General features: G+C 59.1%; 9 protein-coding genes. 8 read left to right on the forward strand and 1 reads right to left on the reverse strand.

Annotated elements, in window-relative coordinates; genetic code table 11:
• Positions 1 to 109 precede the first annotated feature (109 nt).
• The 3 genes from BLT38_RS01935 to BLT38_RS01945 are packed head-to-tail and all read left to right on the forward strand — an operon-like array spanning position 110 to position 6,483.
• A complete protein-coding gene (locus BLT38_RS01935) occupies positions 110 to 1,273 on the forward strand; it encodes a TIGR03435 family protein (protein WP_083343661.1) in 1,164 nt (387 codons plus the stop codon).
• Positions 1,274 to 4,327: a TonB-dependent receptor gene (locus BLT38_RS01940; RefSeq protein ID WP_231966688.1), complete on the forward strand. Its 3,054-nt coding sequence runs from the start codon at positions 1,274 to 1,276 to the stop codon at positions 4,325 to 4,327.
• Between the two features lie 2 nt (positions 4,328 to 4,329).
• Complete coding sequence (locus BLT38_RS01945; protein WP_083343662.1) at positions 4,330 to 6,483, forward strand: VWA domain-containing protein; 2,154 nt, start codon at positions 4,330 to 4,332, stop codon at positions 6,481 to 6,483.
• Between the two features lie 67 nt (positions 6,484 to 6,550).
• Here the strand turns inward: BLT38_RS01945 and sseA are convergent, their stop codons facing one another.
• The gene (gene sseA, locus BLT38_RS01950) at positions 6,551 to 7,429 is read right to left on the reverse strand and encodes a 3-mercaptopyruvate sulfurtransferase (RefSeq protein ID WP_231966689.1); all 879 of its coding nucleotides are present in this window, start codon (positions 7,427 to 7,429) and stop codon (positions 6,551 to 6,553) included.
• Between the two features lie 24 nt (positions 7,430 to 7,453).
• On the opposite strand from sseA, the gene BLT38_RS01955 reads away from it, so the two are divergent.
• The 5 genes from BLT38_RS01955 to BLT38_RS20640 all read left to right on the forward strand — a co-directional run bounded on the left by BLT38_RS01955 (position 7,454) and on the right by BLT38_RS20640 (position 12,252).
• Positions 7,454 to 7,816 (forward strand): hypothetical protein, encoded by a 363-nt coding sequence (locus BLT38_RS01955; RefSeq protein ID WP_083343663.1) that lies wholly within the window; start codon positions 7,454 to 7,456, stop codon positions 7,814 to 7,816.
• Positions 7,817 to 7,881: 65 nt separating this feature from the next.
• Entirely contained in the window at positions 7,882 to 8,481 is a 600-nt protein-coding gene (locus tag BLT38_RS01960) for an RNA polymerase sigma factor (protein ID WP_083343664.1), read from the forward strand.
• A gap of 60 nt (positions 8,482 to 8,541) precedes the next feature.
• Positions 8,542 to 11,091 carry a leucine--tRNA ligase gene (gene leuS, locus BLT38_RS01965; protein WP_083343665.1) on the forward strand — a complete coding sequence of 850 codons (2,550 nt, stop codon included), beginning with the start codon at positions 8,542 to 8,544 and terminating at the stop codon, positions 11,089 to 11,091.
• A 5-nt stretch (positions 11,092 to 11,096) separates the two neighbouring features.
• The gene (locus tag BLT38_RS01970) at positions 11,097 to 12,020 is read left to right on the forward strand and encodes a hypothetical protein (RefSeq protein WP_156784976.1); all 924 of its coding nucleotides are present in this window, start codon (positions 11,097 to 11,099) and stop codon (positions 12,018 to 12,020) included.
• Positions 12,021 to 12,078: 58 nt separating this feature from the next.
• Positions 12,079 to 12,252 carry a hypothetical protein gene (locus BLT38_RS20640; protein WP_172838110.1) on the forward strand — a complete coding sequence of 58 codons (174 nt, stop codon included), beginning with the start codon at positions 12,079 to 12,081 and terminating at the stop codon, positions 12,250 to 12,252.
• The last annotated feature ends 45 nt before the right edge of the window (positions 12,253 to 12,297 follow it).

Here is a 12,297-nt window from a genome sequence, read left to right on the forward strand (position 1 = left end):
CCGCAGGAAAGGGAAGTTCAATGGAATCTGAAGAAAGTGTGGAACGGATCGGCTTTCTTTACGTATATCCATGTGCAGCCTTGTAACCTAAACCTTTAGGAGTTCGTCCATGCGTCCCCTTGCTTTTGCTTTGCTTGCCTTCAGCGTCGTCAGTCTTCCCCCCGCGCGACTGCATGCTGCCGCTGTGCAGGCTGCGGCTGCAAAGACCAACATTGACGACACTTGGCAGGGCACACTGCATGCGGAAAAAGATTTTCGCACCGTCATCAAGATCAGTAAGGACGCGGACGGCAAGCTCAAAACACAGTTCTTCAGTATTGATCAGGGTGGACGCCCCATTCCTGTCGATACCACCACGTTTCAGGGGGGCCAACTGGTTCTGAAGATCGATGCCATCGACGGCCTTTACAGTGGCACATTGTCGCCAGATGGAACAACCATCACCGGTCAGATGAAGCAGGGTGACAAGCCCCTGCCAATGATCTTTGTACGCGCTACACCCGACACAGCATGGGCCATCCCGGAACCACCCAAAGCTGTACCACCCATGGCAGCGGACGCGAACCCGAGCTGGGATGTTGCCACAATTAAGCCCGCTCCGCCCGATGAACAGGGCAAGGGCTTCGGTGGTCCGCCGCGCCACTTCCAAACGCGCAACACCACCCTCAATGACATGATCGCCTTCGCCTACGATGTGAATCCGAAGCAGATCGTCGGTGGTCCTGACTGGATGGGAACGGACAAGTTTGACATCGTTACAGGCGAGCCGGATGTACCGGGCAATCCCACTGGTACGCAGGTGAAGGGCATGCTGCGCAAGCTGATGGCGCAACGCTTCGGCATGAAGTTCCATGAAGGCAAGCAGCAGATGTCAGCGTACGTCCTCACCGTCGCAAAAGACGGCGTCAAGATGACGAAGACCGATGGCGATGAACACAGCGGTGGCGGCTTTCAGTTCACCAAGCTAGGTCATCTCATCATGCGCAATCAAACCATGGACGACATCTGCCACGGCTTTCAGGGCGCGGTGTTTGATCGCCCGGTGGTGAATCACACAGGATTGCAGGGCCGTTACAACGGCACGCTGACATGGACGCCCGATGAAACGCAGTTCGCTGTCTTCAATGTAAAAATTGTTCCGGACGAATCCCCGGATGCGCCACCGCCAATCTTCACTGCCATCCAGCAGCAGAGCGGCTTGAAGCTCGACGCGGAAAAGACCGCCGTTGATGTCATGATCCTCGACCACGTCGAAAAACCAAGCGAGAACTGATTGATCCGAGCATTGTCCATTCAGTCGAAGGCGCGTCCCTCCGCAGCAGCACTGCTGTTTCTCTCAGCGGTGACAGCATCTGCTGCAGAACATCACGGACGCGTACTTGCCAACGGCCTGCCGCTCCCCGGCGTTACGGTCACAGCCACGCAGGGCGACAAGAAGCTGGTCGCCACAACTGATTCACAGGGCATCTTCCAATTCCCAACGATTGATGCGGGCCAATGGAAGCTCCACATGGAGATGCAGGGCTTCCGCGCTGTCGATGCAACGGTGACCATCCCGGAGACAACGCCCACAGCCCCAGTGGAATTGCAGATGATGCCGCTCGCAGAGGTGCTTGCTTCGGCAAAGGCCATGCTGCCCAACGCGCCCGCGCCGGTGATTACGGCCGCCGTCGAAAAGCCCGCACCAAAAGCGAAGGCGAAGGACGCTGGCGACAACTCTGCACCGCCACCACCGCCAGCAGATTCAGCCGCTTCGTCCGAACCGGACAAGAGCGCAGACGGCATGCTGATCAACGGCAGCGAGAACAACGCAGCCACCAGCAAGTATTCGCTGGCACAGGCCTTCGGATCGCGTCGTGCTGGCAGCAAGAGCCTCTACACCGGTAGCGCTGGCTTCCAGCTCAGTGCATCACCGTTTGATGCCAAGCAGTACTCCGTGTCGGGCCTGCAACTGCCAAAGCCTTCGTACACACAATTCACCGGCATCGCCACCATTGGCGGCCCCATCCGCATCCCGCATCTCTTCTACAACGGGCCAAACTTCTTCGTTGCCTACCAGTGGACGCGCGACAATAACGCAACGAACTACACCGGCCTCGTTCCCACAGCGGACCAGCGCAATGGCATTGTCGCCGGTACCATCGTGAACCCGGCAACAGGCTTGCCCGTCGTTGGTCCTGTACCCATCAGTCAGCAGGCTGCAGCTCTGCTTGCGCTGTACCCGTTGCCCAACGTCACTGGCAACACCAGTTACAACTATCAGACACAAGCGCTAACCGGCTTGCATGCGGATGCCTTGCAATCGCGCCTGGACAAAACCATAGGCCGCCGGGATTCGTTCTTCGGCGGATTTGGCTTCCGCAATCTGCGCTCCGATAGCGCCAACCTATTCCAGTTCCGCGACACTACACGCACCCTCGGCATCGACACCAACGTGCACTGGCAGCATCGCTTCCCGCACCAGTTGTTCGTCGACACTGGGTATCGCTTCACGCGCCTGCGCACAAACGTTACACCGTACTTCTCCAACCGCACCAACATCAGCGGCAACGCGGGCATCACGGGTAACAATCAGGACCCCACCAACTGGGGCCCACCAACGTTGGCTTTCTCCAGCGGCATCGCAGGACTCACAGATGGCATCAGTGCCTTCGATCGCAACCGCACCGATGAACTCTCCGTTGAAGCGACATGGACACATCGTCGCCACACCGTCACCTTCGGCGGCGGCTTCCGTCGGCAGGAGTCTAATCAACTCGCACAGTCCAATCCGCGCGGTAACTTCACCTTCACCGGTGCAGCCTCCGGATCAGACTTCGCAGACTTCCTCTTAGGTGTACCCTCTGCCAGCAGAGTCGCCTTCGGCAACGCGGACAAATATTTCCGCCAGTCCGTCAGCGATCTCTTCGTCACAGACGACTGGCGCATCAAGCCGGAACTCACTCTCACCACCGGCATCCGCTGGGATTACGGCGCACCGAACACCGAGTTGAAGGGGCGCCTCGTTAACCTCGATGTCGCACCAGGCTTCACCAATGTGCAGCAGGTGCTTGGTTACAACCCGGTAGGCCCGCTCACCGGCCAACACTATCCGTCATCGCTGGTCCGTCCGGACTTTCGCAAATTCCAGCCGCGCTTCGCTTTTGCATGGCGTCCACTGCCTGCGCAGCCGCTCGTCATCCGTGGTGGCTACGGCATCTATGTAGACACCTCTGTCTATCTCAACGCTGCAGAGTCCATGTCGCAGCAATCGCCGTTGTCCACCAGCCTCAACGTCTCCCGCAGTGCAACCTGCCCGCTCACCATGGCAAACGGTTTCATCAACTGCGCAGGGACAACGTCGAACACCTTCGCCATCGATCCCAACTTCCGTACTGGCTACGCGCAGATGTGGAATCTGAGCGTGCAACAGGATCTCCCCGGTTCTCTTGTGCTCACTGCGAAATATCTCGGCTCCAAGGGAACGCATGTGCCGCAGGAATTCCTGCCCAACACCTACGCGCCCGGCGGCACAGCCACCTGCGCATCATGCCCACGCGGCTTCGTCTATCGCACTTCGTATGCCAACGCCATTCGCCACGCGGGAGAAGTGCAGTTGCGTCGTCGTCTGCGTAGCGGAATAACCGCAACGCTGGATTATCTCTACGCACACTCCATTGATAACGCTGCCTTCCTCGGCGGCGGTGGCACGAACACTGCAGCCGTCTCGTCGGCTCTCACGGCTTACAACACTCCGGCAGAATCCTTGGCGCAGAACTGGCAGAACCTCCGTGCCGAACGCAGCCGCTCATCCTTTGATCAGCGTCATCTGTTGAAGTTCACGTTGCAATACACCACTGGCATGGGCATGGGTGGTGGCACGCTGATGACTGGCTGGCGCGGCAAATTGCTCAAGCAGTGGACCATCGCATCAGAGTTCAGCGCGGGCAGCGGTCTGCCGCAAACTCCCATCGTCGTCTCCACGATCCCCGGCACAGGCTTCACCAACATCCTTCGGCCCAACCGCACTGGTGCAGACCCTTATGCAGCACCCACGGGCTATCATCTCAACTCAGCCGCATACGCAACACCCGCGAATGGCCAGTTCGGCAATGCGGGTCGTTACTCCATCGAAGGCCCCAACGCGATAACGTTGGATACATCACTGGCGCGCGTCTTCAAGTTCCGTGACCCATACAGCTTTGAACTTCGCGTCGACAGCACGAATATCCTGAATCACGTGGTCTACACGGGTTGGGTCACCACTCTGCCCGCCACCACCTTCGGCTTGCCTGCGTCAGCCAAGGGAATGCGTCAATTCGAACTTAGCGGGAGGCTTCGCTTCTAACCATGAAATCTCTCGTACTCATCGCAACCCTCGCGCTCGCAAACTCGGCCCTATCGCAGCAGATTGGCACCAATCAGCCCCAGGGTCAGGACGGTTCCTACACGCTTAGCGTCAAGTCACAACTCGTCACAGAAGCGGTCGTCATCAAGGACAAGAGCGGCAAGTTCATTCCGAACCTTACTGCCAACGACTTCACGGTCACCGAAGATGGCACACCGCAGAAGATTCGAGTCTTCGAGCATGAATCATTGCCCGTTGACGCCGAGCCACTGCCCAAACAGGACCCGAACGACGAACAGGTCAAGATCTACAAGAGGCTGGCGCGCACATCGTTTCAGCAGTCCGCGCAGTACAAGGACAAGCGCCTGATCGCCATGTACTTCGACATGTCCGCCATGCGTCCTGATGATCAGTTGCGCGCATTGCAGTCCGCGGAAAAATTCATCCGCACGCAGATGACCTCTGCAGACATGGTCTCCATCCTGCGCTATCAGGTAGGCTCCGTCGACGTCCTTCTCGACTTCTCGCAGGACCGCAACAAGATGCTCTCCATCCTCGAAACCATGATCGTGGGTGAAGGGCAAGGCAATGATGAAACCGTCAGCGACGACAGCAGCGCAGACACAGGCGCGGCCTTCGGTCAGGACTCCGGCGAGTTCAACATCTTCAACACAGATCGTCAGTTGTCGGCATTGCAGACAGCAGCCAGCATGCTCGGCGCCATGAATGAGAAGAAGATTCTTCTCTACTTCGCCAGCGGCCTTCGCCTCAACGGCAACGACAATCAGGCGCAGCTCCACGCAACGGTCGAAGCTGCTGTGAAATCCGGTGTTTCCTTCTGGCCCATCGACGCACGCGGTCTTGTTGCTACGCCGCCACTCGGTGATGCATCGCAGGGCTCGCCCGGCGGCCAGGGCATGTACAGCGGCACCGCCGCTACCGCCGTGAATGATCGCTTCCAGCAATCGCAGGACACGCTCTACGCACTCGCTGCAGATACCGGCGGCAAAGCCTTCTTCGATAACAACGATCTCGATGCAGGCATCGTTCGCGCACAGAAGGCCATCACCGACTACTACCTCATCGGCTACTACACAACGAACACCTCGCTCAACGGTGCATTTCGCAAAATCAAGATCACCGTCGCCGATTCGCTCAACGCCTCGCTCGACTACCGCAAGGGCTACTACGCGAACAAGGAATTCGGTAAGTTCAACGGCACCGAGAAAGAGCGTCAGTTGGAAGACGCGCTCATGCTCGGCGACCCCATCACGGAACTCACCATTGCGATGGAGTTGAATTACTTCCAGCTCAATCGCGCGGAATACTTCGTCCCACTCACGGTCAAGATCCCCGGCCGCGAACTCGCACTCGCAAAGAAGTTCGGCAGTGAACACACCGTCATCGATTTCGTCTGCGAAATCAAGGATGAGATCGGTGGCAACACTGTCACCAACCTTCGCGACAACGTCGACGTAAAGATCAGCGACGCCACCGCCGCGGAACTCGCAAAGCGTCCCATTGAATACAGCACCGGCTTCACGTTGCTGCCGGGTCGTTACAGCATCAAGTTCCTCGCACGCGACGACGAGACGGGCCGCATCGGTACTTACCAAACCAGCTTCATCATTCCGAACTTGAACAAGGAAACGAAGAAGCTTCCCATCAGCTCCGTCATCCTCAGCAATCAGCGCGTTGATACCAAGTCCGCACTCTTCAACACCATGAAGGGCAAGGACCAGGCAAAGGCCGACGCGGTGAATCCGCTGATGAGCGCCGAAGGCAAACTCATCCCGTCGGTCACACGCGTCTTCCGCACAGACCGCGACCTTGAGATCCTGCTGCAGGCATATCAAGGCGCACCCGCTGCACCTGCAACAGCCCCGGCCACACCCGGCGCCGCTGCTCCTGCGGCTTCAGCACGCGGACCTCTGGTGGCATACGTCTCCGTCTTCCGCGACGGCAAGAAAGCAATGGAAACGCAGGCCGTCAAAGCCGAACCCATCGCTGAAAGTCGTCTCGGCACCACACCCATCCGTATGAAGGTGGCGCTCACAAACCTGACCGCAGGCGAGTACGACATACAGGTCACCGTCCTCGATCCCGCAGGCAACCGCATCGCCACATGGCGAGGCCCCATGGCTATCGCACGCTAAGCGAAACCACAAACAACACAAAGGGCACGGAGACATCCGTGCCCTTTGCATTTCCAATCAGAGACGACTAGCTCTTAACAATCACCGCTTCCGGCCGCGACGCATACTCCGCCCACGAACCGTCATACAGACTCAGCTTCTCAGCTCCAGCCAACTCCAGCGCCAGCGAAACCACCGCCGCCGTCACACCGGATCCACACGTCGTCGTACAAAGCTGTGAAAGGTCAACACCCTTAGCCGCAAAATACTCCCGCAACTCCTCCGGCGACTTCATCTTCCCATCCACCGCCAGCTCCATAAACGGAGCATTCATCGCACCCGGCATATGCCCTGACGACAAACCCGCACGAGGCTCAGGTGACGTGCCATCAAATCGTCCCTGCGCACGAGCATCCAGGATCTGCTCACCACCAGCAATCTTCCCCTGTAACTCTGCAAACGTCGTCATCGCACCCGGCTTCAACTCTGCTGCAAAGGACGCGCGCTCCCGCGTCACCTCACCACTCTCGGTAGGCAAACCCGCAGCCTTCCAGGCGACCAATCCGCCATCCAGCAGGTGCACATCCGTCGCACCAAAGCTGCGCAGCATCCACATCGCGCGCGGGGCAGAGAACACACCCACCTGCTCGTAGACCACGATGGTGTCATCCTTCCCGATGCCCAGCGCTTCCATGCTCGAGCCAAAGCTCTCGGCCGAAGGCAGCGTATGCGGCAACCCCGACGAATGGTCGCTAAGGTCATCAATCGAAAAGAAAACAGCACCCGGCAGATGCTCCGTCACATAGCGCCCGCGAGTATCCACGGCAGGCGTCATACCCACCGGAGGCATCGTCGCATCCACCAGAACCAGCTTCCCATCTCCCAGCCGATCCGCCACCCACTGCGTATTCACAATCAGGTTCATAAATCTCAGGTTAGCAGCCACCGGGTTGACCTTCAGCGCCATTCGGAGTCTCATAGAAAGAAGGACATGGTCTCCACCCGGGCAAAAGCGCGATGCTTCTGGTTCCTGCTGGCACTCACAGGCCTGTTCGGCATGTTCACGGTCCAATCCACCTACACGCTCAAGTTCAACCATATCCCCGGCAGGCTGAATGCCCGCGCCGGCGGTACGGTGGCGTCCCTGTCGCAGCGTGAACGCGTGGAAAAGGTCGCCGCAGAAGTCGCGCAGGCAGAGGAATCTCCTGCCCTTGACCTGACCATCGCAATGGAGGCTCCCCAGCCCCATATAACGCCGGTTCGGCAGCACATCGATTCAGTCCTACCCGCATCGCCCGGCCTGTGGCCTCCACCACTCCTTTTCCGGCCACCCCCAGCATTCTCCGTCGCCTGAAGCCCTCGCGCAGCTTTGTTTGCGCGCAGTCCCTTCTTGTTTGGCACCCAACGGAGAGTTTCGCCATGACATCTGCCTGCCCCACCACATCAGAGCGCCAACAGCGCCTCCTGCAACTCGTCGTGGATCATCGCAATTACTTTCTGCGCATCGCCCACCGCATCCTGCATAACGAGCACGACGCGGAAGACACCCTGCAGAACGCCTTTTATTCCGCATGGAAAGCGCTCGACGGCTTCCGTGAAGACGCGCAGTGGAAGACCTGGTTCACTAGCATCGTCATCAACAAATCGCTGGCCCTGCTGCGTTCGCAGAAGGTGCGTCTCGCCGCGTCCATTGATGAAGACCCGCTGCTGCTCTCGGAGTTTGAAATGCAGCGTGCCGACCACATGGAAACCCCAGAGCGCGCACTCCTCCGCAATGAAGACCACAGCATCCTTCTCTTGCGCATGGAACGTTTACCCGCAGGAACCCAGGCGGTCCTTCGCATGCGCTACTTTGACGAACTCTCCGTGGAAACCATCGCAGCCCGTCGCGGAGCCACGCCACGAAGCGTGGAAGGCCATCTGATGCGCGGCAAGAAGCTCCTCCGCCGCGACGCCCACAAAGTGCCGCGAGCTTTATTGCGCCCTTCAACACGCGCATTCGCAGTTACGGCAGCGTAAATCGCACCTCGCCGCGCCGGTGTTTCATCCAACACCGGCGCGGCCTACAATAAAAGGTGCATGTCTTCCGAACAGATCGTCGATCCGAACAATCCGGCCACTGAAGAACCAAAGCGTTATCAGCCCAACGAGATTGAGCCGCGCCTGCAGGCCATCTGGGACGCTGACCCATCGCTGTACGCGGCTGACCCCATCGCCACCAGCAAAAAGCCGAAGTATTACGTGCTGGAAATGCTGCCGTATCCCTCCGGCAAGCTGCACATGGGCCACGTCCGCAATTACTCCATCGGCGACGCCCTCGCGCGCTACCAGTGGATGAACGGCTTCAATGTCCTTCACCCCATGGGGTGGGACAGCTTCGGCCTGCCCGCTGAAAACGCCGCCATCAAGAACAACACCGCACCGCGCGAGTGGACGCTGAGCAACATCGCCGAAATGCGCAAGCAGATGCAGCGCATGGGCCTGTCGTACGACTGGTCGCGCGAAGTCACCACCTGCCTGCCTGAGTACTATCGCTGGAATCAGTGGCTGTTCCTGGAAATGCTGAAGCGCGATCTCGCCTTCCGCCGCAAGAGCAAGGTCAACTGGTGCCCCAACTGCAACACGGTGCTCGCCAACGAGCAGGTCATCGCAGGCTGCTGCTGGCGCCATGAAGATACGCTGGTGGAACAGCGCGACCTCACGCAGTGGTTCTTCCGCATCACCAACTACGCGGACGAACTGCTCGACGGCCTCGACAATTTGGAAGGTTGGCCTGAGAAGGTGCGCGTCATGCAGCGCAACTGGATCGGCCGCAGCGAAGGTGCTGAAGTCACATTCGCCGTGGACGGCTGCACCGACGAAATGACCATCACGGTCTTCACCACGCGCATTGATACCATCTTCGGCGCGTCGTCCTTGCAGCTTGCACCGGACCATCCCATCGTCCAGCACTGGGCTGGCGGGGATGCAGAACTGTCCGTTGAAGTCGACAAGATGCTCGCCGAGCAGAAGACCGCGCGCGACACCGACATGCTGGGCGAACTGCCCAAGCACGGCGTGCCCACAGGCCGTTTCGTCATTAACCACTTCAACGGCGAAAAGCTGCCAGTGTGGATCGCCAACTACGTTCTCTCCGGCTACGGCACAGGCGCAGTCATGAGCGTGCCCGCGCACGACGAACGCGACTTCGAGTTCGCAACGAAGTACGGCCTACCCATCAAGCGAGTCATCGCGCCCAACCTCGACACCAACGACCTGCCGTTGCCCTACACGGACAAGGCAGAGTCAGTGCTGATCGACAGCGGCGAATGGACCGGCGAAGCCGTGCTTGAAGCGCAGGACAAGATGTCGTCCTTCGCAGAGAAGAACGGCTTCGGCAAGAAGACCACCACATATCGCTTGAAGGACTGGGGCGTTTCGCGCCAGCGTTATTGGGGCACGCCCATCCCTGTCGTCTACTGCGACAAGTGCGGCATGCAGCCAGTGCCGGAAGACCAGTTGCCCGTACTGTTGCCAGAGAACGTTGACCTCGCAGTCGTCGATGGCTCACCGCTCTCGCGCGCGGAAGACTTTGTCAACACGACGTGTCCGAACTGCGACGGTCCCGCGCGTCGCGAAACAGACACCATGGATACCTTCGTCGATTCGTCCTGGTACTTCTATCGCTACACCGACGCGCGCAACAACACCGCGCCCTTCGCCAGCGAAGCCGCAAACTACTGGTTCCCCATCGACCAGTACATCGGCGGTGTCGAGCACGCGATCCTGCACCTGATCTACTCGCGCTACTGGACAAAGGTCATGCGCGACATTGGCCTCATCAAGAACAGTGAGCCCGCAACGCGCCTCTTCACGCAGGGCATGGTCATCAAGAATGGCGCGAAGATGTCCAAGTCCAAGGGCAACGTTGTCTCGCCCGACGACATGATCGCCAAGTACGGCGCAGACGCAACGCGTATGTACGCACTCTTCGCTGCACCGCCAGATCGTGATCTGGAATGGCAGGAAGAAGGCGTCGCCGGTGTCTATCGCTTCCTCTCGCGCGTGCATCGCCTCACCACTAAGTACGCCGCGCTGCATCGCGCAACGGAACACACGCAGACCCTCGAAGGCCTAAGCGTCGACGGTCAGCACCTGCTGCGCACATTGCATCAGACCATCGCAAAGATCACGCTGGACTTCAGCGGTCGCTGGCACTTCAACACCTGCATCGCTTCCGTGATGATGCTGGTGAATGAAATCTCCGCCAGCGAAGCGAAGATGGACGCAGGCGACATCTCGCCCGCAACCATCCGCGAAGTCTTCCGCGGTCTCGTGCTGTTGCTCGCACCGTTCGCGCCATTCCTCTCGCAGGAACTGTGGACGGAGCTTGGTCACACCGGCATCGTCTTCCGTCAGCCCTGGCCCATCGCAGATGAGGAACTCGCGCGCGAAGACGAAATCGAAATCCCCGTGCAGGTCAACGGCAAACTCGTCAACGTCATCAAGGTTGACGCAGCCGCGGACGCCGACACCATCAAGGCCGCAGCAAAGGCCGATGAGAAGGTGGCCGCACGTATCGCAGGCAAGACCATCGTCAAGGAGATCTTCGTTCCCGGCAAGATGGTCAACCTCGTTGTGAAGGGATAGTTCGTTTGGTTAAGGAACAGCAGCGCGCCACGCAGGGATTCGTCGCCACACTCACACAGGTGCGCAACCATCCTTCGTGGGTGCTGCTGGAACTCACTTGGCGATGGCTCTTCGGCATCCCCGCCATCGCCATCGTTTACCTGCAGGCGTCCAAAGTCTTCGCATCGGTGCCGTGGCAAGCCACCAACATTGAAGCCCTCACGGTGAATCAACTCCTCACCGACCCCATGAAGGCCTCCGCCACCATCGCAGACTTTGCAGCCATCGTCCTCCCCGGTCTGCTGCACGTCGCATCGTGGCTCGCGCCGGTAATGCTCGTCGTATGGGCTATCGTCTCCGGCATCGGACGCACCATCGTTCTCCGCCGCATCGACTCCACATTGCAACCGCGCATCGGTGTCATGGTCGCGTTGCAACTCCTGCGCATCCTGCCGCTCGCTGCGTTGTTTACCGCATGGTTCTTCGGCGTGCAGGCACTCGGCCGCTGGACCATTGTGAATCCCATCGCCAGCGGCGGCGAACCCATCATCATGGCTTACGTGGGTGGGGTTATCTTTCTCACGCTCAGCCTGTTCGTCGTCTCAGCACTCATCGGCTGGATTTTCAGCCTCGCGCCACTGCTCTCCGCAATCCATCGCAGCAGCGTAGGCGCCAGCATCACGCAAGCTATCCGCACCGGCGGCCTGCGTAGCGGATTGATCGAGATCAACCTCGTTCTCGGCATCGTAAAGATCGCACTGCTCATCCTCGCCGTGGTCTTCTCAGCCTGCCCGCTCCCATTCCAGACCGAACTAACAGACCAGTTCCTCTTCTACTGGAACTGCGGTGTCACCGTCTGGTACTTCATCGCGTCGGACTACTTCCACGTAGCGCGCCTCGCAGGTTACCTCCAGCTCATCCGCCCGCAATCCACTCAGATTTCCGAGTAACATTCCCGACATTCCACGCATCACAGCTTCCGTTACGTTTTGCGGAGGAATTACGGCTATGTCCTTTGGACTTTACGTCTTCGGCTACATCGTTATCATCATCGGCGCAGCCTATCTGCTGCACCTGGCGCACGTTCCGCAGCATTGGATCGCCGGTCTGGTCATCGTCCTTCTCGGCGCAGGCATCGTTACCGGTGTCGCAAACACCCGCCAGAAGGACAAATCCGAATAGCGAACTCCCGGCGAAGATTCACAGGCACGTCTGTAACCCGCGGAA

The organism is Terriglobus roseus, assembly GCF_900102185.1.
Lineage (GTDB): Bacteria > Acidobacteriota > Terriglobia > Terriglobales > Acidobacteriaceae > Terriglobus > Terriglobus roseus_A.

Coding starts and splice junctions, on each gene's coding strand:
- BLT38_RS01935 (WP_083343661.1), top strand. CDS start 110: ATGCGTCCCCTTGCTTTTGCTTTGCTTGCCTTCAGCGTCGTCAGTCTT.
- BLT38_RS01945 (WP_083343662.1), top strand. CDS start 4,330: ATGAAATCTCTCGTACTCATCGCAACCCTCGCGCTCGCAAACTCGGCC.
- sseA (WP_231966689.1), bottom strand. CDS start 7,429: ATGGCGCTGAAGGTCAACCCGGTGGCTGCTAACCTGAGATTTATGAAC.
- BLT38_RS01955 (WP_083343663.1), top strand. CDS start 7,454: ATGGTCTCCACCCGGGCAAAAGCGCGATGCTTCTGGTTCCTGCTGGCA.
- BLT38_RS01960 (WP_083343664.1), top strand. CDS start 7,882: ATGACATCTGCCTGCCCCACCACATCAGAGCGCCAACAGCGCCTCCTG.
- leuS (WP_083343665.1), top strand. CDS start 8,542: ATGTCTTCCGAACAGATCGTCGATCCGAACAATCCGGCCACTGAAGAA.
- BLT38_RS20640 (WP_172838110.1), top strand. CDS start 12,079: ATGTCCTTTGGACTTTACGTCTTCGGCTACATCGTTATCATCATCGGC.